The sequence below is a fragment of the Salmonella sp. NW884 genome (assembly GCF_051700745.1).
Lineage (GTDB): Bacteria > Pseudomonadota > Gammaproteobacteria > Enterobacterales > Enterobacteriaceae > Salmonella > Salmonella enterica.
This window is the reverse complement of the sequence record NZ_JAMMDE010000008.1, coordinates 31124-54358: the sequence shown is the minus strand read 5'-3', so window position 1 is coordinate 54358 and position 23235 is coordinate 31124. Positions and strand designations below refer to the sequence as shown.

22 protein-coding genes, 1 pseudogene and 1 riboswitch are annotated in these 23235 nt (G+C 52.3%); of the genes and pseudogenes, 9 read left to right on the top strand and 14 right to left on the bottom strand.

All coding sequences use genetic code 11. The annotated features are described in order from the left end of the window. Positions 1 to 148 precede the first annotated feature (148 nt). Positions 149 to 1510: an ATP-dependent RNA helicase RhlE gene (rhlE, locus tag NA197_RS17045; protein WP_000007065.1), complete on the bottom strand. Its 1362-nt coding sequence runs from the start codon at positions 1508 to 1510 to the stop codon at positions 149 to 151. 229 nt (positions 1511 to 1739) lie between these two features. Between rhlE and cecR the strand changes: the two genes are divergently transcribed. The 5 genes from cecR (at position 1740) to NA197_RS17020 (ending at position 7483) form a co-directional block, all read left to right on the top strand. Beyond that, entirely contained in the window at positions 1740 to 2414 is a 675-nt protein-coding gene (cecR, locus tag NA197_RS17040) for a transcriptional regulator CecR (RefSeq protein WP_001025254.1), read from the top strand. Further along, positions 2414 to 3409, top strand: coding sequence for a secretion protein HlyD (gene hlyD / locus NA197_RS17035; protein WP_000743436.1), 996 nt, complete (start codon positions 2414 to 2416; stop codon positions 3407 to 3409). The genes cecR and hlyD overlap by 1 nt, the downstream gene beginning before the upstream one ends. Then, positions 3402 to 5138, top strand: a complete 1737-nt coding sequence (locus NA197_RS17030; RefSeq protein ID WP_001287623.1) for an ATP-binding cassette domain-containing protein — start codon at positions 3402 to 3404, stop codon at positions 5136 to 5138. The genes hlyD and NA197_RS17030 overlap by 8 nt, the downstream gene beginning before the upstream one ends. Beyond that, positions 5131 to 6261, top strand: coding sequence for an ABC transporter permease (locus NA197_RS17025; RefSeq protein WP_000045765.1), 1131 nt, complete (start codon positions 5131 to 5133; stop codon positions 6259 to 6261). The genes NA197_RS17030 and NA197_RS17025 overlap by 8 nt, the downstream gene beginning before the upstream one ends. A gap of 115 nt (positions 6262 to 6376) precedes the next feature. Further along, complete coding sequence (locus NA197_RS17020; protein ID WP_000469048.1) at positions 6377 to 7483, top strand: ABC transporter permease; 1107 nt, start codon at positions 6377 to 6379, stop codon at positions 7481 to 7483. On the opposite strand, the gene NA197_RS17015 is transcribed toward NA197_RS17020, so the two are convergent. Beyond that, the gene (locus NA197_RS17015; protein WP_000871970.1) at positions 7445 to 7855 is read right to left on the bottom strand and encodes a YbhQ family protein; all 411 of its coding nucleotides are present in this window, start codon (positions 7853 to 7855) and stop codon (positions 7445 to 7447) included. The genes NA197_RS17020 and NA197_RS17015 overlap by 39 nt on opposite strands. A 132-nt stretch (positions 7856 to 7987) precedes the next feature. Between NA197_RS17015 and NA197_RS17010 the strand changes: the two genes are divergently transcribed. Genes NA197_RS17010 through NA197_RS17000 form a run of 3 tightly spaced genes read left to right on the top strand, consistent with a single transcriptional unit; the run spans position 7988 to position 10946 of the window. Continuing rightward, positions 7988 to 8746: an endonuclease/exonuclease/phosphatase family protein gene (locus NA197_RS17010; RefSeq protein WP_000192039.1), complete on the top strand. Its 759-nt coding sequence runs from the start codon at positions 7988 to 7990 to the stop codon at positions 8744 to 8746. Further along, positions 8743 to 9984: a cardiolipin synthase ClsB gene (gene clsB, locus NA197_RS17005; RefSeq protein WP_064043099.1), complete on the top strand. Its 1242-nt coding sequence runs from the start codon at positions 8743 to 8745 to the stop codon at positions 9982 to 9984. The genes NA197_RS17010 and clsB overlap by 4 nt, the downstream gene beginning before the upstream one ends. Continuing rightward, positions 9984 to 10946, top strand: a complete 963-nt coding sequence (locus NA197_RS17000) for a lysylphosphatidylglycerol synthase transmembrane domain-containing protein (protein WP_001129824.1) — start codon at positions 9984 to 9986, stop codon at positions 10944 to 10946. Before clsB ends, NA197_RS17000 begins: the two co-directional genes overlap by 1 nt. A 2-nt stretch (positions 10947 to 10948) precedes the next feature. On the opposite strand, the gene NA197_RS16995 is transcribed toward NA197_RS17000, so the two are convergent. From NA197_RS16995 to moaA, 9 genes are all read right to left on the bottom strand, one after another. Beyond that, a complete protein-coding gene (locus NA197_RS16995; RefSeq protein WP_001052196.1) occupies positions 10949 to 11509 on the bottom strand; it encodes a hypothetical protein in 561 nt (186 codons plus the stop codon). Positions 11510 to 11516: 7 nt separating this feature from the next. Next, on the bottom strand, positions 11517 to 12125 hold the full coding sequence (locus NA197_RS16990) for a hypothetical protein (protein ID WP_077950662.1): 609 nt from the start codon (positions 12123 to 12125) through the stop codon (positions 11517 to 11519). Positions 12126 to 12148: 23 nt separating this feature from the next. Next, a complete protein-coding gene (locus NA197_RS16985) occupies positions 12149 to 12856 on the bottom strand; it encodes a Bax inhibitor-1 family protein (protein ID WP_064043097.1) in 708 nt (235 codons plus the stop codon). Between the two features lie 146 nt (positions 12857 to 13002). Beyond that, positions 13003 to 13707 (bottom strand): Bax inhibitor-1/YccA family protein, encoded by a 705-nt coding sequence (locus tag NA197_RS16980; protein WP_000373611.1) that lies wholly within the window; start codon positions 13705 to 13707, stop codon positions 13003 to 13005. A gap of 47 nt (positions 13708 to 13754) precedes the next feature. Next, on the bottom strand, positions 13755 to 14207 hold the full coding sequence (gene moaE, locus NA197_RS16975; protein ID WP_023195573.1) for a molybdopterin synthase catalytic subunit MoaE: 453 nt from the start codon (positions 14205 to 14207) through the stop codon (positions 13755 to 13757). Position 14208: 1 nt separating this feature from the next. Then, positions 14209 to 14454 (bottom strand): molybdopterin synthase sulfur carrier subunit, encoded by a 246-nt coding sequence (gene moaD / locus NA197_RS16970; RefSeq protein WP_000598596.1) that lies wholly within the window; start codon positions 14452 to 14454, stop codon positions 14209 to 14211. Further along, positions 14447 to 14932, bottom strand: coding sequence for a cyclic pyranopterin monophosphate synthase MoaC (gene moaC, locus NA197_RS16965; RefSeq protein WP_000080894.1), 486 nt, complete (start codon positions 14930 to 14932; stop codon positions 14447 to 14449). Before moaC ends, moaD begins: the two co-directional genes overlap by 8 nt. 2 nt (positions 14933 to 14934) lie before the next feature. After that, entirely contained in the window at positions 14935 to 15447 is a 513-nt protein-coding gene (gene moaB, locus NA197_RS16960) for a molybdenum cofactor biosynthesis protein B (RefSeq protein ID WP_000084604.1), read from the bottom strand. 21 nt (positions 15448 to 15468) lie between these two features. Further along, the gene (gene moaA / locus NA197_RS16955; protein ID WP_000168181.1) at positions 15469 to 16458 is read right to left on the bottom strand and encodes a GTP 3',8-cyclase MoaA; all 990 of its coding nucleotides are present in this window, start codon (positions 16456 to 16458) and stop codon (positions 15469 to 15471) included. Continuing rightward, positions 16446 to 16590: riboswitch (molybdenum cofactor riboswitch) on the bottom strand. (Overlaps the previous gene by 13 nt.) 264 nt (positions 16591 to 16854) lie before the next feature. Here moaA and yvcK point away from each other — a divergent pair. Beyond that, the gene (gene yvcK, locus NA197_RS16950; RefSeq protein ID WP_001246037.1) at positions 16855 to 17763 is read left to right on the top strand and encodes a uridine diphosphate-N-acetylglucosamine-binding protein YvcK; all 909 of its coding nucleotides are present in this window, start codon (positions 16855 to 16857) and stop codon (positions 17761 to 17763) included. 92 nt (positions 17764 to 17855) lie between these two features. Here yvcK and slrP read toward each other — a convergent pair whose 3' ends face one another. The 3 genes and pseudogenes from slrP to uvrB form a co-directional block, all read right to left on the bottom strand. Next, the gene (gene slrP / locus NA197_RS16945; protein WP_064043096.1) at positions 17856 to 20153 is read right to left on the bottom strand and encodes an SPI-1 type III secretion system effector E3 ubiquitin transferase SlrP; all 2298 of its coding nucleotides are present in this window, start codon (positions 20151 to 20153) and stop codon (positions 17856 to 17858) included. Positions 20154 to 20160: 7 nt separating this feature from the next. Continuing rightward, positions 20161 to 20335: pseudogene (locus NA197_RS16940) on the bottom strand (hypothetical protein). Positions 20336 to 20643: 308 nt separating this feature from the next. After that, positions 20644 to 22665 (bottom strand): excinuclease ABC subunit UvrB, encoded by a 2022-nt coding sequence (gene uvrB / locus NA197_RS16935; protein ID WP_000042502.1) that lies wholly within the window; start codon positions 22663 to 22665, stop codon positions 20644 to 20646. Positions 22666 to 23235 lie beyond the last annotated feature (570 nt).

Here is a 23235-nt window from a genome sequence, read left to right as displayed (position 1 = left end):
GTACCTTTTTTGCCGGTTCTGGAAGGCGGCTCGCAACGCGATGTGTATTTTGCCGGATGACGGTGCAAGCACCTTACCCGGCCTACGTATTTGCATAGTTCGTAGGCCCGGTAAGCGTCGCACTACCGGGCATGTTGCCGGATAAAATTTACTGGGCAGGCGTGATTCTGCGCGGGCGACGCGGCGGACGTGCTTTGTCGCCAGCGGGTTTCCCCTCGCCTGTGCGCGGTTTTGGTTTCGCCTTCGCCGCCCCGCTATCCTGACGTCGCGGCTGCTGACTGCGCCCCGCTCCCCCCTGATTTTGTCCGCGTCCACGACCGCCGCCGCCGCGCTGCTGACGACCGTTCTGAATCGGCTCCGCTTTAATCGACGGGTCCGGCTCATAGCCCGGCGTCGTAATGCGTGGGATCTCTTTTTTCAGCAATTTTTCGATATCACGCAACAGTTTATGCTCGTCAACACAGACCAGCGACAGCGCCTCGCCAGTTGCCGCCGCGCGACCGGTACGGCCAATACGGTGTACATAATCTTCCGGCACGTTCGGCAGTTCATAGTTGACCACGTGCGGCAGCTCTTCAATATCCAGACCACGCGCCGCAATATCCGTCGCCACCAGCACGCGAATATCGCCGGATTTAAAATCGGCCAGCGCGCGGGTACGTGCGCCCTGCGATTTATTACCGTGGATCGCCGCGCTGCGAATACCGTCTTTATTAAGCTGTTCCGCCAGATGGTTCGCGCCATGCTTGGTGCGGGTGAAGACCAACACCTGCTGCCAGTTGCCCTGGCCAATCATCTGCGACAACAGTTCACGTTTGCGTTTTTTATCGACAAAGTGCACGTGCTGCGTCACCTGCTCTGAGGCCGTGTTGCGGCGCGCCACTTCGATTTCCAGCGGGTTGCGTAACAGCTTTTCGGCAAGCGCTTTGATGTCGTCGGAGAACGTGGCGGAGAACAGCAGATTCTGACGCTTCGCCGGCAGTTTCGCCAGCACGCGACGAATGTCGTGAATGAAGCCCATATCCAGCATACGGTCGGCTTCATCCAGTACCAGAATCTCAATCTGATCCAGCTTCACGGCATTTTGATGTTCCAGGTCGAGCAGACGTCCCGGCGTCGCCACCAGCACATCCACGCCGCCGCGCAGTTTCATCATCTGCGGATTGATGCTTACGCCGCCAAATACCACCAGCGAGCGAATATTGAGATATTTACTGTAATCTCTGACGTTTTCGCCAATTTGCGCCGCCAGCTCGCGGGTTGGCGTGAGGATCAACGCACGCACCGGGCGACGACCTTTAGCGTGCGGCTGATGGGTAATCAGGTGCTGCAACAATGGCAGGGTAAAACCCGCCGTTTTACCGGTTCCGGTCTGGGCGCTGGCCATCAGATCGCGGCCTTCCAGCACGGCGGGAATCGCCTGTTGCTGAATAGGGGTAGGTTCACGGTAACCCTGCTCGGCAATGGCGCGCAGGATATCAGGGTTTAATCCCAGGGAATCAAAAGACATAACTACTCCGGACCGCCCCGACCGTTGCCGGTGTAGTTTTCAGGGAGATGCTCAAATTTGGAATGACAAAAACCACAATGTCATGAAGGGGCGGAGTGTAGCAGTTTTTGTGATGCGGCGCATAAATTATCCTGGAAGGTAGCAAAGACAAATTAATCGACCACACTGGACAAGTGCCATTATGAGTCATAGTCTTAATCAATCGATTGATTAAAAATTAGGGCGTGTGATGAATATTCCCACCACGACCACCAAGGGCGAGCAGGCGAAAAGTCAGCTCATTGCCGCCGCACTGGCGCAGTTTGGCGAGTATGGCCTCCATGCCACCACGCGCGATATCGCTGCGCTGGCGGGGCAAAATATTGCCGCCATTACTTACTATTTCGGCTCAAAAGAGGATTTATACCTCGCCTGCGCCCAGTGGATTGCCGATTTTCTTGGCGAAAAATTTCGCCCCCATGCTGAAAAAGCGGAACGTCTGTTTAGCCAGCCTGCCCCTGACCGGGACGCCATACGCGAGCTCATTCTGCTCGCCTGCAAGAACATGATTATGCTGCTGACGCAGGAAGACACCGTTAACCTGAGCAAATTTATTTCACGCGAGCAGCTCTCTCCCACGTCGGCCTATCAATTGGTCCATGAACAGGTTATCGATCCGTTGCACACCCATCTGACAAGATTGGTTGCCGCTTATACCGGCTGCGACGCCAATGATACGCGCATGATTTTGCATACCCATGCCTTACTGGGAGAAGTACTGGCGTTTCGTCTCGGCAAAGAAACTATCCTGTTACGTACCGGCTGGCCGCAGTTTGATGAAGAAAAAGCGGAGCTGATTTACCAGACGGTAACCTGCCACATCGATCTTATTCTGCACGGTTTAACGCAAAGGAGTCTGGACTGATGAAAAAACCTGTCGTTATCGGACTGGCAATCGCAGCGATCGTCGCTGTGATTGCCGGTGGAACCTGGTGGTATCAAAGTCGGCAGGACGATGGGCTGACGCTATACGGTAATGTCGATATCCGTACCGTCAATATCAGCTTTCGTGTCGGCGGCAGGCTGGCGTCGCTGAATGTTGATGAAGGCGATACTATCAAAGCCGGACAGGTGCTCGGCGAACTGGATCACGCGCCATACGAAAACGCGCTAATGCAGGCGAAAGCTGGCGTGTCGGTCGCGCAGGCGCAATATGATTTGATGCTGGCAGGCTATCGCGATGAAGAGATAGCCCAGGCCGCCGCCGCCGTCAGACAGGCGCAAGCCGCCTATGACTACGCGCAAAACTTTTATAACCGTCAGCAAGGATTGTGGAAAAGCCGCACCATTTCCGCTAACGATCTGGAAAATGCCCGCTCATCGCGCGATCAGGCGCAGGCGACGCTGAAGTCCGCGCAGGATAAACTGAGCCAGTACCGTACCGGTAATCGTGAACAGGATATCGCCCAGGCGAAAGCCAGTCTGGAACAGGCAAAGGCCCAACTGGCGCAGGCGCAGCTTGATTTGCAGGACACCACACTTATCGCGCCTGCCAACGGAACCTTGCTCACCCGCGCGGTCGAGCCTGGCAGTATGCTGAACGCCGGCAGCACGGTATTAACACTCTCGCTGACCCGCCCCGTCTGGGTGCGCGCCTATGTCGATGAACGCAACCTCAGTCAGACGCAACCGGGGCGCGACATTCTGTTGTATACCGATGGACGTCCTGACAAACCTTACCACGGCAAGATTGGTTTCGTTTCCCCCACCGCGGAATTTACGCCGAAAACCGTCGAAACGCCGGATCTGCGTACCGATCTCGTCTATCGCCTGCGCATTATCGTCACCGATGCAGACGATGCGTTACGCCAGGGGATGCCAGTCACGGTGAAATTTAATGACGAGGCACGGCATGAGTGAGGCCGTTATTACGCTGAACGGTCTGACGAAGCGCTTTGCGGGAATGGATAAACCCGCCGTCGCGCCGCTCGACTGTACCATTCATTCCGGTTATGTCACCGGGCTGGTAGGGCCGGACGGCGCAGGAAAAACCACGCTGATGCGTATGCTGGCGGGCCTGCTCAAAGCCGATGGCGGCAGCGCGTCCGTATTGGGCTTCGACCCGATACAAAACGACAGCGAGCTGCACGCGGTTCTGGGCTATATGCCGCAGAAATTCGGTCTGTATGAAGATCTTACCGTCATGGAGAACCTTAATCTCTATGCCGATTTACGCAGCGTTACCGGCGAGATACGGGAAAAGACCTTTGCCCGTTTGTTGGAGTTTACCGCCCTCGGCCCTTTCACTGGCCGCCTGGCAGGAAAATTGTCCGGCGGGATGAAGCAAAAACTGGGGCTGGCCTGTACGCTGGTCGGCGAACCGAAAGTGCTGCTGTTGGATGAACCGGGCGTTGGCGTTGACCCGATTTCACGGCGCGAGTTGTGGCAGATGGTCCACGAGCTGGCGGGCGACGGGATGCTAATCCTCTGGAGCACCTCCTACCTCGACGAAGCCGAACAGTGCCGCGATGTGCTGCTGATGAATGAAGGCGAGCTGCTCTATCAGGGCGAACCTAAAGCGCTGACGCAAACGATGGCCGGTCGTAGCTTTCTGATGAGCAGTCCACAGGAAAACAACCGTAAGTTGCTACAGAGAGCGCTCAGACTGCCGCAGGTGAGCGACGGCATGATTCAGGGACGTTCGGTACGCCTGATCCTGAAAAAAGAGGCGACCGCAGCAGATATTCGTCAGGCCGAAGGAATGCCGGAAATCACCCTCAATGAGACCGCGCCGCGCTTCGAAGATGCGTTTATCGATCTGCTTGGCGGGGCGGGAACCTCGGAGTCTCCGCTGGGTTCAATCCTGCATACGGTTGAAGGCACTGCCGGCGAAACGGTGATTGAAGCGCAGGAACTGACGAAAAAATTTGGCGATTTCGCGGCCACGGACCATGTTAATTTCGTCGTACAGCGCGGCGAGATTTTTGGCCTGCTCGGCCCGAACGGCGCGGGTAAATCAACCACCTTTAAAATGATGTGCGGCCTGCTGGTGCCGACGTCCGGCAAGGCGCTGGTGCTGGATATGGACCTGAAAGTCAGCTCCGGCAAAGCCCGTCAGCATCTGGGCTATATGGCGCAAAAATTTTCGCTTTACGGCAACCTGACGGTTGAGCAGAACCTGCGTTTTTTCTCCGGCGTCTACGGTTTGCGGGGCCGCGCGCAAAATGAAAAAATTCAGCGCATGAGTGAAGCGTTTGGTCTGAAAAGCATCGCGTCGCATCCCACCGATGCGCTGCCGCTGGGCTTTAAACAGCGACTGGCGCTGGCCTGCTCGCTGATGCACGAACCGGATATTTTATTCCTTGATGAACCAACGTCCGGGGTTGATCCCCTCACCCGCCGTGAATTTTGGCTGCACATTAATAGCATGGTGGAAAAAGGGGTCACGGTAATGGTGACGACCCACTTTATGGATGAGGCGGAATATTGCGATCGCATCGGACTGGTTTATCGCGGGAAGCTTATCGCCAGCGGTACGCCGGACGATCTCAAAGCGCAGGCCGCCGATGAGCAACAGGCCGATCCGACGATGGAGCAGGCCTTTATCACTCTCATCAATGACTGGGATAAGGAGCATACGCATGAGTAAGTCTCTCTCCTGGCGCCGCGTGCGTGCGTTGTGCGTCAAAGAGACGCGCCAGATCGTGCGCGATCCCAGTAGCTGGCTGATTGCGGTGGTGATCCCGCTGCTGTTGCTGTTTATTTTTGGTTACGGCATTAACCTCGACTCCAGCAAGCTGCGGGTGGGAATTCTGCTTGAACAGCAAAGCCAGGAGGCGCTAGATTTCACTCATGCGATGACCGGTTCACCCTATATCGACGCGACCATTAGCGATAATCGTCATGAATTAATTGAAAAAATGCAGGCCGGACGCATTCGCGGACTGGTGGTGATTCCGGTGGATTTCGCGCAGCAAATGGCGCGCGACGGTGACAGCGCGCCGATTCAGGTGATTACCGACGGCAGCGAGCCAAATACCGCCAACTTCGTTCAGGGCTATGTTGAAGGCATCTGGCAAATCTGGCAACAGCAGCGCGCGGAAGATCGCGGCGATACCTTTGAACCGCTTATCGACGTCCAGACGCGCTACTGGTTTAACCCGGCGGCGATCAGTCAGCATTTTATCATTCCCGGGGCGGTGACCATTATCATGACGGTAATTGGCGCCATCCTCACCTCGCTGGTCGTTGCCCGCGAATGGGAGCGCGGCACGATGGAGGCGCTGCTCTCAACCGAAGTGACGCGTGTTGAACTGCTGCTGTGTAAGCTTATTCCCTATTACTTTCTCGGTATGCTGGCGATGCTGCTCTGTATGCTGGTATCGGTGTTTATTCTCGGCGTGCCGTATCGCGGTTCGCTGGTGATTCTGTTTATCATCACCAGTCTGTTTTTACTGAGTACGCTGGGGATGGGGCTGTTGATTTCCACCATCACTCGCAACCAGTTTAACGCCGCGCAGGTGGCGCTGAACGCCGCCTTTTTGCCCTCGATTATGCTGTCCGGATTTATCTTCCAGATAGACAGTATGCCTGCGGTGATCCGCGCGGTGACCTATATTATTCCGGCGCGCTATTTTGTCAGCACCCTGCAAAGTCTGTTTCTGGCCGGCAATATTCCGGTCGTGTTAGGCGTTAACGTACTGTTTTTAATCGCCTCGGCGGTGATGTTTATTGGCCTGACGTGGCTAAAAACCAAACGACGACTGGATTAAATATGTGTATGGATAATTGTCGTCGTAGGCCGGATAAGGCGTTCACGCCGCCATCCGGCATTATGCCTGATGCGCTTTGCTTATCAGGCCTACAAACTGGACTGAGAGGACGGACATGTTTCATCGCTTATGGACGTTAATTCGCAAAGAACTGCAATCGCTTTTACGCGAACCGCAAACGCGCGCGATCCTGATTCTGCCGGTGCTGATTCAGGTCATCCTGTTTCCGTTCGCCGCGACGCTTGAAGTCACTAACGCGACTATCGCCATCTATAACGAAGATAACGGCAAACATTCGGTAGAACTTACCCAGCGTTTTGCCCGCGCGAAAGCGTTTACCCATGTGCTGTTACTGAACAGTCCGCAGGAGATCCAGCCGACTATCGATACGCAAAAAGCGCTGCTGCTGGTACGCTTCCCGGCGGATTTCTCGCGGAATCTGGATACCTTCCAGCCTGCGCCGATGCAACTCATTCTTGATGGACGTAACTCCAACAGCGCGCAAATTGCCGCCAATTATCTGCAACAGATCGTCAAGGAGTATCAGCAGACATTGATGGACGGCAAGCCAAAGCCCAACAATAGCGAACTGGTGGTACGCAACTGGTATAACCCGAATCTGGACTACAAGTGGTTTGTGGTGCCCTCGCTGATCGCCATGATCACCACTATCGGCGTGATGATCGTCACTTCGCTGTCCGTCGCCCGCGAGCGTGAACAAGGCACTCTGGATCAGCTGCTGGTCTCTCCGCTCACCACCTGGCAGATTTTCGTCGGCAAAGCGGTGCCGGCGCTGATTGTCGCGACCTTCCAGGCCACGATCGTGCTGGCTATCGGCATTTGGGCATACCAAATTCCCTTCGCCGGTTCGTTAGCGCTGTTTTATTTCACGATGGTGATTTACGGGCTGTCGCTGGTAGGCTTTGGCTTGCTGATATCAGCACTTTGCGCCACGCAACAGCAGGCGTTTATCGGCGTCTTTGTCTTTATGATGCCGGCGATTTTGCTCTCGGGTTATGTCTCGCCGGTGGAAAATATGCCGGTCTGGCTGCAAAACCTGACGTGGATAAATCCTATCCGCCACTTTACTGATATTACTAAGCAAATTTATCTTAAGGACGCGAGTCTGGGGATTGTCTGGGGAAGTTTGTGGCCGCTACTGGTGATAGCGGCCACCACGGGTTCAGCGGCGTATGCGATGTTTAGACGCAAAGTGATGTAGCTTTTTATCTTTCGCCAGTAGCGAGACCACGGCGGGCCCGGCCAGGATAGCCAGCCCCGCCAGCGCCAGTAAAACATTGTTTTGCAAGACGCGGGATAGCAGCCAGAGGACAATCAGCGCGGTGCCGAAGTACCAGGTGGTAGTCAGCTCTTCCAGCACATCCGCCACATCGCGCCAGCGCTGCTCATGATGGCGCTGCAACGCCAGCATCAGCAGTACCGTCACGCCATAAAGCACGCATAATCCCAGGCCGACGCGCACTAATGTGCCGCTCATCCAGCCTATTACCAGCATCGCCACTACCAGTAAATGCAACATAATCTGCCAACAACCGAGGCCGGTTGCGACACGAACGCGTTGTTGCCACTTCATGGCTTTTCTCCTGAAGCATTTTTCTCTCATTATTCAGAGTACCGAACTTTACGGAAAATTCCGTAAGACCGCATCTTTTTGTGACGACGACTACACTATTTCAATCAGGATAGTGACGCGGACAGGAAGAAAATGACTCAACACACGCGAAATTTTTCATTCAAAGTGCTCACAATTAATACGCACAAAGGTTTTACCGCCTTTAATAAACGCTTCATCCTGCCGGAGCTGCGCGACGCTGTCAGAACGGTCGGCGCCGATATCGTCTGTCTGCAAGAAGTGATGGGCGCGCATGAAGTACATCCGCTGCATATCGAAAACTGGCCGGACACTACCCACTATGAATTTTTGGCCGACACCATGTGGAGCGATTTCGCCTATGGCCGCAATGCGGTCTATCCGGAAGGCCACCACGGTAACGCGGTTCTTTCTCGCTATCCCATTGAACATTATGAAAATCGCGACGTCTCGGTCGGCGGTAGCGAAAAACGCGGCGTGCTCTATTGCCGCATTACGCCGCCCATGCTCAACCGCCCTATCCACGTCATGTGCGTACATCTCGGCCTGCGGGAGAGCCACCGCCAGGCGCAGTTAACCATGCTGGCGGGATGGGTGAATGCCTTGCCGGAATCAGAACCGGTGCTGGTGGCCGGAGACTTTAATGACTGGCGGCAAAAGGCCGGCCCGCCGTTAAACGCGGCCGGGCTGGAGGAGATATTCACCCGTGCCCATGGCCGACCGGCGCGCACATTCCCGGTGAGTATGCCGCTGCTGCGACTCGATCGTATTTACGTCAAGAATGCGAACGCTAGTTCTCCTACGGCGCTACCGCTGCGGAACTGGCGACATTTATCAGACCATGCCCCCCTTAGCGCGGAGATCCATCTATGAAATGCGGCTGGCGTGAAGGTAATCAAATTCAGCTACTGGAAAACGGCGACCAGTTCTATCCTGCCGTGTTTGAGGCTATCGCTCAGGCACAGCAAAAAATCATTCTGGAAACCTTTATCTTGTTTGAAGATGAGGTGGGTAAAAAACTCCATGCCGCTCTGCTAAAAGCCGCACAGCGCGGCGTAAAAGCCGAAGTATTACTCGACGGCTACGGCTCTCCCGATCTCAGCGACGCGTTTGTCGGCGAATTAACCTCGGCGGGCGTGATTTTTCGCTATTACGACCCCCGCCCGCGTCTACTGGGGTTGCGAACCAATATCTTCCGCCGAATGCACCGCAAAATTATGGTGATTGATGATCGTATTGCCTTTGTCGGCGGCATTAACTACTCCGCCGAACATATGTCGGATTACGGCCCGCAGGCGAAACAAGACTACGCGGTACGGGTCGAAGGGCCTGTTGTGGCCGATATCCTGCAATTCGAAGTCGAGAATCTGCCGGGGCAAAGCCCCGCGCGCCGCTGGTGGAAGCGCCATCATCAGGCCGAAGAAAACCGCCACCCCGGAGAAGCGCAGGCGCTGTTTGTCTGGCGAGATAACGAAGAGCACCGCGACGATATCGAACGTCATTATCTGAAAATGCTGACCCAGGCAAAGCGTGAGGTGATTATCGCTAACGCCTATTTTTTCCCCGGCTATCGCTTGCTCCACGCAATGCGTAAAGCCGCCCGCCGTGGCGTGAGCGTAAAACTGATTGTCCAGGGGGAACCAGACATGCCGATAGTCAAAGTCGGCGCGCGGTTGCTCTATAACTATCTGGTGAAGGGCGGTGTGCAGGTTTATGAATACCGACGCCGTCCGCTGCATGGCAAAGTGGCGCTGATGGACGATCACTGGGCCACGGTAGGGTCGAGTAATCTCGATCCGCTCAGCCTGTCGCTTAACCTTGAAGCTAACCTGATCATTCACGATCGTACCTTTAACCAGACCCTGCGCGATAATTTACAAGGCATCATCGTGAACGATTGTAAGCAGGTCGATGAGTCTATGCTGCCGAAACGCACCTGGTGGAACCTGACCAAAAGCGTGCTGGCGTTCCACTTTTTACGTCATTTCCCGGCGCTGGTCGGCTGGCTACCTGCGCATACCCCGCATCTGGCGCAGGTTCCCCCGCCTGCCCAGCCGGAAATGGAAACCCAGGATCGCGTTGATCCAGAAAATACAGGAGTGAAGCCCTAATGGCTAAATCGCATCCGCGCTGGCGGCTGGCTAAAAAAGTGCTGACCTGGCTGTTTTTTATTGCGGTCGTCGTTCTGCTGGTGGTTTATGCTAAAAAGGTCGACTGGGGCGATGTCTGGACCGTCATCCGCGACTATAACCGCACGGCGCTTTTAAGCGCTGTAGGACTGGTGATCGTTAGCTATCTTCTGTACGGCTGCTACGACCTGCTTGGACGGCTTTATTGCGGCCATAAACTGGCGAAGCGACAGGTGATGTTGGTATCGTTCGTCTGCTATGCCTTTAACCTGACGCTCAGCACCTGGGTCGGCGGGATCGGGATGCGTTACCGACTGTACTCTCGCCTCGGGTTGCCCGGCAGTACTATCACGCGCATTTTCTCACTCAGCATTACCACTAACTGGCTGGGCTATATTCTGCTTGGCGGCATCATTTTTACCTTCGGTGTTGTCCAGCTTCCCGACCACTGGTATATCGATGAAGGCACGCTACGAATTCTCGGTATCGTTTTATTGTTGATTATCGCGGTCTATCTGTGGTTTTGCGCCTTTGCGAAGCGGCGGCATATGACGATTAAAGGACAGAAACTGGTGCTGCCGTCATGGAAATTCGCGCTGGCGCAGATGGCGATCTCCAGCGCGAACTGGATGGCGATGGGCGCCATTATCTGGCTGCTGATGGGTCAGGATGTGAACTATTTCTTTGTGCTGGGCGTACTGCTGGTGAGCAGTATCGCGGGCGTCATCGTGCATATTCCGGCAGGCATCGGCGTGCTGGAGGCCGTATTCCTTGCGTTGCTGGCGGGCGAACATACGTCGCAAGGCACGATTATCGCCGCCCTGCTCGCGTACCGCGTGCTTTACTATTTTATTCCCCTGTTGCTGGCGCTGGTGTGCTACCTGATCCTGGAGAGCCGGGCGAAGAAGCTGCGGGCGAAAAACGAGCGGGCGATGGCGAAATAAATTTAAGCAGACGCGTTTTCGCTTTCCAGCACAACGCGTTTTATCCGGTAAAAATAAACATATGCTGAGAAAAAAGACGTATTCATCTGTAAGCGGGAAAAAAGCAGCAATGACCAGCTAAACAGCAGCAGGAGCACTTCGTGAAACTCGCCCATGAATACTGATGACAGGGTACAGAACGTTGCCAACGTAACGGAAATAATGGCCAGCAATAACGCATAGCGGTAAATAATGACTCCGCTCATTCTTCCTTTAAGCAGGAGCTGATTTGACGGGGTAAGAAAAGCGATATAGCCCACGGCCAGGAAGAAGACCAGCTCCAGATGCTTTTTATTGTGCAGCTCAAACTGCGCAATAACCATGTTTATACTGACGATCCATGTCATGGTCATCATAATCGCCGTAAGCCCAATAACGCCTCCGTGAGGAATACCTTGTTCATACCAGTTTTTTTTGTAGTGGCTGGCCGGATACACAGGTAACTTAATTTCTGGCGGGATCAACTGCCCTTTTTTCACCAGCTCCGCCAGTGTTTTTCCTGTTAGCCACGTCATCAGGTTCATGGGCTTATCATTTCCTTGTCTGTGAGGTGAGATATTTTTGTAATGCGACTCGCACTAATCGACGCCCCAGGCAGAAACGAATCATCATCGTAAACGTTTCGCCATTCATCACCCAGCGGCAAAGCACAACCATAATAATCGCGATAACAAGATCACTCTTTAGTTCGCTATTTTGATGGCACAACACGTCAAATAATCCAGTACCGCAGAGTATAATATTTAACAAAAACAGTAAAACGCAGAGGCGCAACCCCAGAATAAAACCTTTGGCAATAAGCCATACCTCAGCCATAACACATAGCATCATACCTATAGCACTGCCAAAATAAATGATTATATTTAGTGGCCAATATAGAATAAACTTATCGAAAGCAAAATGCGCACTGCACACACCTCCCACAAGAAGCATAAAACTAAACGCGCAAACAGGCGCAGGATTGGGTAATGAATGTTCCCATGACAATCCGGTAATGAAATGAGAAATCAGCGCTGGTGGGCATTTCTTATTAAAATCCTCGCCGCCATTTTTAATGGCGCGAGTGACGTCTTTAGCTTCACAAAACGCTAACCAAAATTGTTTGCCACATAATTTACTCATTATACCCATCATCACCAACCTGAATAAAAAACCTGCAACGCCTACGGCCTGAAAGATAATAGTATTTCCAGAATCATCAAAATGATATAACGACACAGCGTAACCACAGCATTAATAATGCCAAGGTAAAGCGTCAGCGCGCCAAGTAGAGCACAACGAGGCAGCGATGAAAATTCGCTGTGATATAACATGCGGGCATAACCATGAAGTGTGGATTTTTCCAGCGCTGTAATCAATGTCCACACCAATACTACCAGCATACTGACTACCCAGACCATGATGCTGCTGGCCACCAGGCTATTGACAACTATCGCAGCGATGATCCCGCTTACCGCCATAAGAATTAACGGCCTGAATAGACCAGAACTGATATTCAGGTAGAAAATAAATAAGGCGTTAAGACTAAACATGATTCCAACAATCACGAAAATGGTCGCGCCACCTGAGAAAAGGTAAGCTAATGACACGCCGGTAAGCGTAATGATGGCAATATATATCAACGTTGCGACAACAGTGCCAAAGCGGGAAAGGCAGGTAATGGCCCCATACCCCAGACCAAGCAAAAGTGCTGATATCCACAAAACAACAACAGGTTGAACGTGGGTTATCAAAAAATGAGTATACAACGTTAACCATATAATGCCGGCGGTACACCATAGTCCCAACGCAGTATACCAATAGGTAAGGGATAACATTGTCGCGGGAATAAATGCTATTTGCCGTATACGTATTGCAGCCAGAGGTCCCACCTGTCATTTATCACTCTTCACATGATCACGGTGATAAGAATGGCAAGCGCAGGAAAATATTTCTAAGATGTTTATGCTGTTTCGCCCTAAATATAGTCCTAAAAAAAATCCTGGCGCAGGGCCAGGATTTTAAGAGATCGCTATAATTAGCGGCGATTGCCAAAAATACGCAGTAGCATCAGAAACAGGTTGATAAAGTCCAGGTACAGCGTTAACGCGCCGAGAATCGAATATTTACGTAGATTAGCGCTATCGCGGGTATCTATTTGCTCGCCGATATTTTTCAGTTTCTGCGTGTCATAGGCCGTCAGACCGACAAACACCACCACCCCGATATAGGTTACCGCCCACATCAGCGCTTCACTCTTCAGCCAGAAATTGACCAGCGACGCCAGAACGATACCAATAAGCGCCATAAACAGCATATTGCCGAAACCGCTAAGATCGCGTTTAGTGGTGTACCCGTACAGGCTCATGGCGCCAAACATTCCCCCCGTCACCACAAACGTGCTGGCGATAGAGGAGTAGGTGTAAACGATAAAAATACTGGATAACGTCAATCCAGTTAGCGCCGAATAGAGCATAAACAGCGTCGTCGCCATTCCGGCGCTAAGTTTATGCACCAGTCCCGACAGAACAAACACCAGCGCAAGCTGGGCAATAATTAAGCCAAAGAAGGTGATCTTACTGGAAAAGACAAACATCATGACGGCTGGCGTATTAGCCGCATACCACGCGATAAACGCGGTCAGTAACAGTCCGACCGTCATCCAGCCATACACTTGCGCCATATAGGTCTGCAGGCCGGACCGCGCCTGCACTATTGAATCAGATCGTGGAAATCTGTCCATGATGAACTCCTGTGTGGAAATGATACCCTAAAGCGTATCACATTCTGCTACCAACGTTTCGCCGACTGCTGGTCGCTGTCGCGCGCTTCGACCCAGCGATCGCCTTCCGGCGTGGCTTCACGCTTCCAGAACGGCGCACGGGTTTTCAGATAATCCATAATGAACTGGCCGGCGTCGAACGCGCTACTGCGGTGCGCGCTGGTGACGCCGACAAACACAATCTCATCGCCCGGCCATAATTCGCCAACGCGATGAATCACCGTGACCCGACCCAGCGGCCAGCGGGAACGTGCCTCAACGACGATCTCCGCCAGAGCTTTCTCAGTCATGCCGGGATAATGCTCCAGCGTCAGCGCCTTAACGCTATCGCCCAGGTTATGATTGCGCACTTTTCCGGTAAAGGTGACGACCGCGCCGTCTTCGTCGCGCGCCGCCAGCCAGGAATATTCCTCCCCGACGCTAAACGGCGCGGGGCCGACTACAATTCGCGTTTCGTGCATGTTAGCCCCCCGTGACTGGCGGGAAAAACGCCACTTCATCGCCCGCCGTCAGCGGATGGTCAAAACTTACCAGCGTCTGGTTGACCGCCGCCAACAGCTTGCCGTCTTCCAGCGCCAGCGCCCAACGATCGCTCTTTGTCGCCAGATGCTGTCGCAGCGACTCAACGGTGGAAAAATCTGCTGGAAGATCCAGCGCGTCAGTTCCTGTAAGCTCGCGAACCTGGGCGAAGAAAAGCACCTTAATCATGCGCATCCACCTTAAAATCCCCCGATTTGCCGCCGCTTTTCGCCAGCAGGCGCACCGGACCAATTACCATATCTTTTTGTACCGCTTTACACATGTCGTAGATGGTTAACGCCGCGACGGACGCCGCAGTTAACGCTTCCATTTCGACGCCGGTTTTACCGGTCAGACGGCACAGAGACTCAATACGTACGCGGTTATGCTCCGGCTCGGCCTGAAGCTGAATCTCCACTTTACTTAGCAGTAGCGGGTGGCACAGCGGGATCAGCTCCCAGGTGCGTTTGGCGGCCTGAATACCGGCAATTCGGGCGGTCGCGAAAACATCGCCCTTGTGGTGTTTGCCATCAACAATCATCGCCAGCGTTTCACTACGCATGGTAACGAATGCTTCCGCCCGCGCTTCACGAACGGTTTCCGCTTTCGCGGAAACGTCCACCATGTGCGCTTCGCCTGCGGCGTTTATATGGGTTAATTGCGACATCGTTATTTCTTTAAATGAGGGTGAAAATTACATGGGCGTGTACGGGCATCCAGCTGCGGCGCAATGATATTCTCCCATGCGGTTCTGCACGCTTTTGTTGAGCCCGGCATGGCGAAAATCAAGGTGTTATTCGCCACGCCAGCTACCGCGCGCGACTGCAGAGTTGCGGTGCCGATCTCTTCAAACGAGAGCATGCGAAACACTTCGCCAAATCCTTCCACTTCACGATCGAACAGCGGCAACAGCGCTTCCGGCGCCTGATCGCCTTCGGTCAAACCGGTCCCGCCAGTTATCAATACGACCTGCACCTCATCACTGGCGATCCAGGCGGAAACCTGGGCGCGAATCGCGTAACGGTTCTCTTTAACGATGGCTTTCGCCACCACTTCATGCCCGGCCTCCTGCGCCGAATCACGCAGATAATGACCGGAGGTATCGTCTTCTTCGCCGCGTCGGCTGGAAACAGTAAGAATAGCGATGCGGGTCGGGATAAATTCAGCGCTGACCTGACTCATCTGAAATCTCCTTATTAAGGATTAACCACCAATGTAAGATAAATTTTGCGTAATACCAGTATTGCTCTGATGAAGGAAGTGGGTCTGCTTTTTCTCCCGCAACGCGTCAGAAATACGTTTCTCAAGCGCGTATTGCTGCGCATCATCCTGTAACAGGTCGCGTAAACTCACGCCGCCGTCGCCAAACAGACATAAATGCAGCTTCCCGACGGACGAAACACGCAGGCGGTTACAGGTGGCGCAGAAATCTTTTTCGTACGGCATAATGAGACCGATCTCACCGGCGTAATCGGGGTGACAAAAAACCTGCGCCGGACCATCGCTACGCTGGCGGAGCTGGTGGATCCAGCCGCGCTTAATCAGCTCGTCGCGTAATACCTGACCCGAAATATGATGTTTGCGGAAGAGATCGCTCCCCTCGCCCGTCTCCATAAGTTCAATGAAGCGTAACTGAATGGGGCGAGGCTGAATCCAGGCAAGGAAGGTATCCAACTGATGGTGATTCACGTCGCGCATCAGCACGGTGTTGACTTTCACCTTTTCGAAACCGGCATCAAAGGCGGCATCGATGCCCGCCATCACCTGGCGGAATTTGTCCTGACCGGTAATCGCATGGAACTGACGCGCATCCAGGCTATCCACGCTAACATTGACGCCCGTCAGCCCCGCTTCGCGCCAGTTCGCGGCATCGCGCGCCAGTCGATAACCGTTAGTGGTCACCGCGATCTGGCGAATAGCATCATTTTCACCCACGGCGGCAATGATGTCGGTAAAATCACGGCGTAATGAAGGCTCGCCGCCGGTAAGACGCACCTTTTCCGTGCCAAGACTGGCAAAAGCACGCGTAACGCGACGAATTTCATCGACGGTAAGGAAACCGTTGTTAGTGACGCCGCCAGGTTTGTAGCCATCCGGCAGACAGTAGGTGCAACGAAAGTTGCACACATCGGTAATCGACAAACGTAAGTAGTAAAACTTACGCGCGAAAGCATCGGTAAGTTGTGAAGCCATGTACACCTTTCCAAATACGGGAGGCGGAGTCATTTCTTCCTGCGCCCTGGTGGCAAACGTTAAACGTTGTCACGGCCAAAGCACCATATCAAAAATGACCCAGGTGCAGAGGCTAGAGTGTTTACTGTGGTTACGCCGATACTAGCGTGTAAATGACAATTTCGCCATCACGCTTTCGCTATATAAACATATACATAGCGATATGATCGTGCTATTTAGCGACAGAATACGTGAAAATCACACTTTTACATTGATATATATCATTTAGCCGTGGTAACGCCCTCGCTATAAAGGGGTAGTCGGGAATAATTAATTGTCTTTTAGCCGGTCGGCTAATTGCTGAAAACCCGCGACTTGCGCTACTGTAGCGCTGCTTATTTGACTTCAGGAATTTTTATGCGCAATCGTACGCTGGCTGACCTTGATCGTGTCGTTGCCCTCGGCGGAGGGCATGGATTAGGACGCGTCCTCTCCTCGCTTTCTTCTTTAGGTTCGCGCCTGACCGGCATTGTGACTACCACAGATAACGGAGGGTCAACTGGCCGTATTCGCCGTTCGGAAGGCGGGATCGCCTGGGGCGATATGCGCAACTGTCTGAATCAGTTAATTACCGAACCTAGCGTCGCGTCCGCTATGTTTGAGTATCGTTTTGGCGGTAATGGCGAACTTTCTGGTCATAACCTCGGAAATTTGATGTTAAAGGCGTTAGATCACCTGAGCGTGCGGCCTCTGGAAGCAATTAATTTAATTCGTAATCTGCTTAAAGTGGACGCGCAGCTGATCCCGATGTCGGAGCTACCAGTAGATCTGATGGCGATTGACGAACAGGGGCATGAGATTTACGGCGAGGTGAATATCGATCAGTTAGCGACGCCGCCTCAGGAGATCATGTTAACGCCAAACGTTCCGGCGACGCGGGAAGCGGTACAGGCCATTAATGACGCGGATCTGATTCTGATTGGCCCTGGCAGTTTTTATACCAGCCTGATGCCTTGCCTGCTGCTGGATGAACTGGCGCAGGCGCTGCGGCGCACCCCAGCGCCAATGGTGTATATCGGCAATCTGGGTCGCGAACTGAGTCTGCCCGCCGCCAGTTTAACGCTGGTCGATAAGCTGGCGATGATGGAGCAATATATTGGCAAAAAAGTCATTGACGCAGTAGTGGTTGGGCCGCAAGTTGACGTCAGTGCGGTGAACGATCGGCTGGTGATTCAGGAAGTGCTGGAGGCCAGCGATATCCCCTATCGCCACGATCGTCAGTTATTACACAATGCGCTGGAAAAAGCGCTACAGGCGTTGGGTTAAGCCCGTTTACCGACGACGCTGCGCTTATCAGAAGCCTGTTTACACCGAAGGGTAAACAGGCTCTCTCCCCCCTTCTGATAAACTGCGTTCAGCTATCGCCAGTAGGCGCTCATGAGCGAGCTCAACTCTTTTTTCAGCAATATATTCTCCATGATCTCAGTAAAGAGGGTCTGATTGATCTCTTCCATTATTTTTATCCCAATAGCACGCTCTGCATCCATCTGTACCTCAGTAGTACGCTCTGCGTCAGAGTCGTCTGCTATTCTTAAAGCTTCCAGTTCAGCATTGACCCGGCTCTGATACTCATCCGTTTCAATACACTCAGCCCTTTTAGCCATCCTTTCACGCCACTCTTCTGGCGCTATGCGCTCCAGCACTTTATGCCACGGCCCCCACAGCGCAAACCATTTGTGAAAATCCCTATTTTCAGCAATTTTTATCCTTATTTCCGCCTCGTCCAGGTCAGACTCAGTGATACCCGAAACGTTATAAAATCGCATATCCCGGGTCATTGTTGTCAGCGACAGCGACTCTCGTAACTGATTCTGAAACCCCAGAAATACTTCGACTTCGTCAATAAAAAACAGCCGTTTTACCTTTTCTCTGGCGAGCGATTCTATTTGCTCCAGCCGAAAAATTTCACGCCCCGCCATAATCAGTTCCGCTAAGTGGCTATCAAAGGCGCCTCTTTCAGCATCATGAACCAACGTCGCTTCCTGCATTTGGTGGTATGCCAGTGTGACCCGATCTTCACAGCTTATCGTTGCATCCATCGCTATAATAAATGCGGTTTCTCTTAGTGCGCTATCTTCAGCCAGGCGCATTAGCCAGGCGGAGACTTGTTCCTTAAAATCCGGGTGTCGGGTGTTCTGCGTATCGCTAAGACGATCCAGAAACATGCTGAAGGCTGCCGCGTTTACTTCCGTCTCAAACGCCCGCCATTGGTTGACGTCTTCCTCCTCGAGATTGGTTAGCCACCCCTGGACAGCTTGATGCAGTGGTCGAGTTACCCGAACAATTGAAAAGTCGCCCATGGCAAAAAATACCTGGGGTCCCTGATAACCCGCAGAGGACATTAGCCGCTGCATATTCTGTATTGTTCGTTCTGAAAAAGGATTATGTTCTACGATTATTCTTGTAGGTTGAGGTTCTTCACCACGAAAACGGGGTAACGACTCCGGGAGACGGACCAGGCGATTGCGAGAGGCCTGCATTATTTGTAATGCCGCCGGGAGGTTTTCCGGTAGATTACTCAATGCGTTACGGGAAACGTCCAGCGTTGTTATCGTGGGAGGTAGTGTTTCAGGCAGAACAGTAATCTGATTTTTACTTACATCCAGGAACTGTAATTCTGGTGGTAACGATGCGGGCAGACTGGTTAAGGCATTTTCGCCGGCCTCCAGATTCTTCAGGCCCGGTGGCAATGTTTCAGGCAGAGCGGTTAACGAATTACTCTGCACATTCAAATGGGTAATCCCTGACGGAAGATGTTCTGGCAGTGTCCTTATGCGGTTATCATAAACGCTCAGGTACCGAAGTTCCTCAGGTAGATTTTCAGGTAAGGAACTAATTTTATTATGAAAAAGATCCAGCGATTGAAGCGCTGAAGGCAAACGTTCCGGCAATTCAGTAATACGGTTAATGCTCAGCTCCATTTTCTGTATAGTATCCGGTAACGTGGCAGGGATACTGGTTAGCTGATTACTGCTGGCATACAGGGTCTTTATATTTCCCTGTAAATTTTCCGGCAAACTTTTCAGTTCATTGTTATCGAGTATCAGAGTAGTTATCTGCTCAGGAATACAGGCGGGTATAGTGGTAAGTCCTAATATTTTCAGACGGAGTTCCGTCTTATTATTTTTCAGGCAGTCACGCATCCGTTGTACGGCTTCTTCACGATTTGCTGCCTCTTCCGCTGGCGCCGCTTTTACCCACTCAGACCAGATTAACTCATAATTCACAGTATCTTTGGAGCCGGAAGCGCTACTCGCCTGCTCGCTTTCTGTCACACGGGTATAGGTGACTGACTTTCCCCCTCCCTCAACGGTATAGCCCTCTGTATTAAAAACTATAGACAGAATTTCCTGACTATTTTCATTCAAAATACAGTATTGGTCTGTCCCCCCTCTACTACACTGAATATTATCCGCATATGCCGGGAAAGCTAACATCCTTAAACATTCAAACTTGCTTTTGATCTCTTCTGGTGAGGCGGTTTCAGGTGGATGACAAAGATAAGCGATGCAGTTTTGTGCTTCAACCTGATGTTCTGAAGAGAAAAAGGCACTTATTTTATTCCATATCTCTTCTTTTAAAGGCACCTCTGTTGAGGCCTCATTGCTAATACTTTGATGCCTTGCCGTAGAGTGTATATTAGTAATATTAAACATATTTTCCCTACCTGATCTGAACGTAACCTAAAGTAACAGATAAGGATATTCTCAACTTTAAATAAGAGGTCACAGTCGTCATTATTTCGGACAAATCATTCAGTATTTGCAGCGCTTGACTTATAAATGCTCACGCTTCTATCACCTCTTTTTTTACGTAGGATGATGTTATCTGTTGCCATGACACGATTTCAACGAACTCACATAAGATTAAAATGACGATCATAAGGATAGCTATACCGATAATACGGGGCGTTTTTTTTCATAGCCGAGGAGAGAGGGAAAATTAGCGTTGGGTTCAGCCTCAACGCTAATTTTCTTCAGTTGTGATTAAACTAGCTACCCCATTGATGTTTTGACTTTTTCGACAATCTCGTTAGTCAAAGCCTGTCACTGTTTTTCATTCCTGACTGACTTAGCCCTTACTATTGAACTGAAATTCTCAAAAGCGAGCCATGGTAACGATGACTCGCTGGCGATCGACACATTGTCAGGACGCCGCGATAAACAACTCGCGTAACTGGTGCAACTGGTCGCGAATTTGCGCGGCTTCTTCAAACTCCAGATTTTGCGCGTGCTGCATCATTTGCCCTTCCAGTTCATGAATTTTCTGCTGCAACGCTTTCGGCGTCATATCCAGTTCGACAATTCCGGCTTTTGCCGTAGAACGGCCCTTGCCTTTCCCCTTCGCTTTGGTTTTCGCAATGTTCTGCCCCAGCGCCAAGATGTCGACCACTTTTTTGTTCAGCCCCTGCGGAGTGATACCGTGCTCTTCGTTGTACTTCTGCTGCTTCTCGCGACGTCGCTCGGTTTCGCCAATCGCCTTCGCCATCGACGGCGTGATTTTATCGCCATACAGAATCGCTTTACCGTTAACGTTACGCGCCGCGCGCCCTATGGTCTGAATCAGGGAGCGCTCGGAGCGCAGGAAGCCCTCTTTATCGGCGTCCAGAATCGCCACCAGCGAGACTTCCGGCATATCCAGCCCTTCGCGCAGCAGGTTAATCCCCACCAGAACGTCAAACTCGCCCAGACGCAAATCGCGGATGATTTCCATGCGCTCCACGGTATCAATATCTGAGTGCAGGTAACGCACGCGCTCGCCGTGCTCTTCCAGATATTCGGTCAAATCTTCCGCCATCCGTTTGGTGAGCGTAGTGACAAGGACACGCTCATTAATGGCCGCACGCTGACGAATTTCGGACAGCAGATCGTCCACCTGGGTCGCCACCGGACGCACTTCAATAATCGGGTCCAGCAGCCCGGTCGGTCGCACAACCTGATCCACCACCTCATCACCAGATTTTTCCAGCTCATAGTTGCCGGGCGTGGCGGAAACATAGATAGTTTGCGGCGCTAAGGCTTCAAACTCCTCAAACTTCAGCGGACGGTTATCCAGCGCCGAAGGCAGACGGAAGCCATACTCGACCAGCGTCTCTTTGCGCGCCCGGTCGCCGCGGTACATGCCGCCTATCTGCGGGATGGTGACATGAGACTCATCCACCACCAGCAGTCCGTCGGCGGGCAGATAATCGAACAAGGTTGGCGGCGGTTCGCCCGGCCCGCGGCCCGACAGAAAGCGGGAATAGTTTTCAATGCCTGAGCAGTAGCCCAGCTCGTTCATCATCTCTAAATCGAACTGCGTGCGCTGGCTTAATCGCTGCTCTTCAAGCAGCTTATTATTTGCCAGCAAGACCTTACGCCTGTCCGCCAGCTCATCTTTTATCTCTTCCATCGCCTGCAGAATACGCTCGCGCGGCGTCACGTAGTGCGTTTTGGGATAGATAGTATAACGTGGCACCGTTGACTCTACCTGCCCGGTTAACGGGTCGAACAGCGACAGGCGTTCCACTTCTTCATCAAACAGCTCAACGCGTAGCGCGATGTCGTCAGATTCAGCCGGGAAGATGTCGATCACTTCGCCGCGCACGCGAAAGGTACCACGCTGAAAAGCTTGATCGTTACGGGTGTATTGCAATTCCGCCAGCCGACGCAAAATCGCGCGCTGGTCAATCAGCATTCCCACCGTCAGATGCAGCATCATTTTCAGGTAGAGATCCGGATCGCCCAGACCGTAAATCGCGGACACGGAAGCCACCACCACGACATCGCGTCGCTCAAGCAACGCTTTCGTTGCCGACAACCGCATTTGCTCAATATGTTCGTTTACCGAAGCGTCTTTTTCGATAAACGTATCCGAACTTGGCACATACGCTTCCGGCTGATAGTAGTCATAGTAGGAGACGAAATACTCCACCGCGTTTTCCGGGAAAAACTCTTTCATTTCACCGTAGAGCTGCGCCGCCAGGGTTTTATTGGGCGCAAGCACCATCGTTGGCCGCTGCAAGTCCGCAATGACGTTGGCAATGGTGAATGTCTTCCCGGAGCCGGTCACGCCCAATAACGTCTGATGCGCCAGCCCGTCCTCCAGCCCCTCTTCCAGACGACGTATAGCGTCCGGCTGATCGCCAGAAGGTTTAAAAGCGGAATTCAGTTTGAACGGTTTACTCATGAGCGGCTACCTGAAGGAGTGAGCGGGCAGGGGTGTAATTTTACTCTCGACGGTGAATATTGCCAATAAAAAATACTGGATGAAAAAACAGTAACACTCCAGTGTATAATGGCTATCGGCAGATACCCCACGCTATTTAGAGGTAAAACATAGACAGTCGCGGGGTAAAATTCCAGCAGTGTGCTGGTTATCCCCAGACCAGAGTCTTTTTTAACATTTGTCAAGTCGGATGATGAAAGTTTTATGTCAACGTATCCCCCTTCCTTTACAACCATTGATTTTATATAACTTGCTGTCTGAAAAGGGATATTTTCTCAAGCCGTCTTTCGCGCCAATTTAGTCGCAGGCCGCGTCGCCTCTCGCTTACGTTGTGTTTTCTAACTCTAATACACAAGGTTATCCACAGGAATAGTGGATAACTGCTTCCAGCCCGTATCCCCTGCCGCCTGGCAAAATCAGCCCCTGACATTTTCGCCGGGCGATAAAAAAAAATTATCGCTATTTTTGGCAGATTATTGGCTAACGAGAAGGCAAAAATTGAGGCGTAGACGCTCACATTTTGCACATTTT

Excerpts from the sequence above, each read along its gene's own strand:
- cecR (WP_001025254.1), top strand. The coding sequence starts at position 1,740 with ATGAATATTCCCACCACGACCACCAAGGGCGAGCAGGCGAAAAGTCAG.
- NA197_RS17015 (WP_000871970.1), bottom strand. The coding sequence starts at position 7,855 with ATGAAGTGGCAACAACGCGTTCGTGTCGCAACCGGCCTCGGTTGTTGG.
- moaB (WP_000084604.1), bottom strand. The coding sequence starts at position 15,447 with ATGAGTCAGGTCAGCGCTGAATTTATCCCGACCCGCATCGCTATTCTT.
- slrP (WP_064043096.1), bottom strand. The coding sequence starts at position 20,153 with ATGTTTAATATTACTAATATACACTCTACGGCAAGGCATCAAAGTATT.
- NA197_RS17020 (WP_000469048.1), top strand. The coding sequence starts at position 6,377 with ATGTTTCATCGCTTATGGACGTTAATTCGCAAAGAACTGCAATCGCTT.
- moaE (WP_023195573.1), bottom strand. The coding sequence starts at position 14,207 with ATGCACGAAACGCGAATTGTAGTCGGCCCCGCGCCGTTTAGCGTCGGG.
- moaC (WP_000080894.1), bottom strand. The coding sequence starts at position 14,932 with ATGTCGCAATTAACCCATATAAACGCCGCAGGCGAAGCGCACATGGTG.
- moaD (WP_000598596.1), bottom strand. The coding sequence starts at position 14,454 with ATGATTAAGGTGCTTTTCTTCGCCCAGGTTCGCGAGCTTACAGGAACT.
- NA197_RS17010 (WP_000192039.1), top strand. The coding sequence starts at position 7,988 with ATGACTCAACACACGCGAAATTTTTCATTCAAAGTGCTCACAATTAAT.
- NA197_RS16980 (WP_000373611.1), bottom strand. The coding sequence starts at position 13,707 with ATGGACAGATTTCCACGATCTGATTCAATAGTGCAGGCGCGGTCCGGC.
- rhlE (WP_000007065.1), bottom strand. The coding sequence starts at position 1,510 with ATGTCTTTTGATTCCCTGGGATTAAACCCTGATATCCTGCGCGCCATT.
- moaA (WP_000168181.1), bottom strand. The coding sequence starts at position 16,458 with ATGGCTTCACAACTTACCGATGCTTTCGCGCGTAAGTTTTACTACTTA.
- clsB (WP_064043099.1), top strand. The coding sequence starts at position 8,743 with ATGAAATGCGGCTGGCGTGAAGGTAATCAAATTCAGCTACTGGAAAAC.
- NA197_RS17000 (WP_001129824.1), top strand. The coding sequence starts at position 9,984 with ATGGCTAAATCGCATCCGCGCTGGCGGCTGGCTAAAAAAGTGCTGACC.
- uvrB (WP_000042502.1), bottom strand. The coding sequence starts at position 22,665 with ATGAGTAAACCGTTCAAACTGAATTCCGCTTTTAAACCTTCTGGCGAT.
- hlyD (WP_000743436.1), top strand. The coding sequence starts at position 2,414 with ATGAAAAAACCTGTCGTTATCGGACTGGCAATCGCAGCGATCGTCGCT.
- NA197_RS17025 (WP_000045765.1), top strand. The coding sequence starts at position 5,131 with ATGAGTAAGTCTCTCTCCTGGCGCCGCGTGCGTGCGTTGTGCGTCAAA.
- yvcK (WP_001246037.1), top strand. The coding sequence starts at position 16,855 with ATGCGCAATCGTACGCTGGCTGACCTTGATCGTGTCGTTGCCCTCGGC.
- NA197_RS17030 (WP_001287623.1), top strand. The coding sequence starts at position 3,402 with ATGAGTGAGGCCGTTATTACGCTGAACGGTCTGACGAAGCGCTTTGCG.
- NA197_RS16995 (WP_001052196.1), bottom strand. The coding sequence starts at position 11,509 with ATGAACCTGATGACGTGGCTAACAGGAAAAACACTGGCGGAGCTGGTG.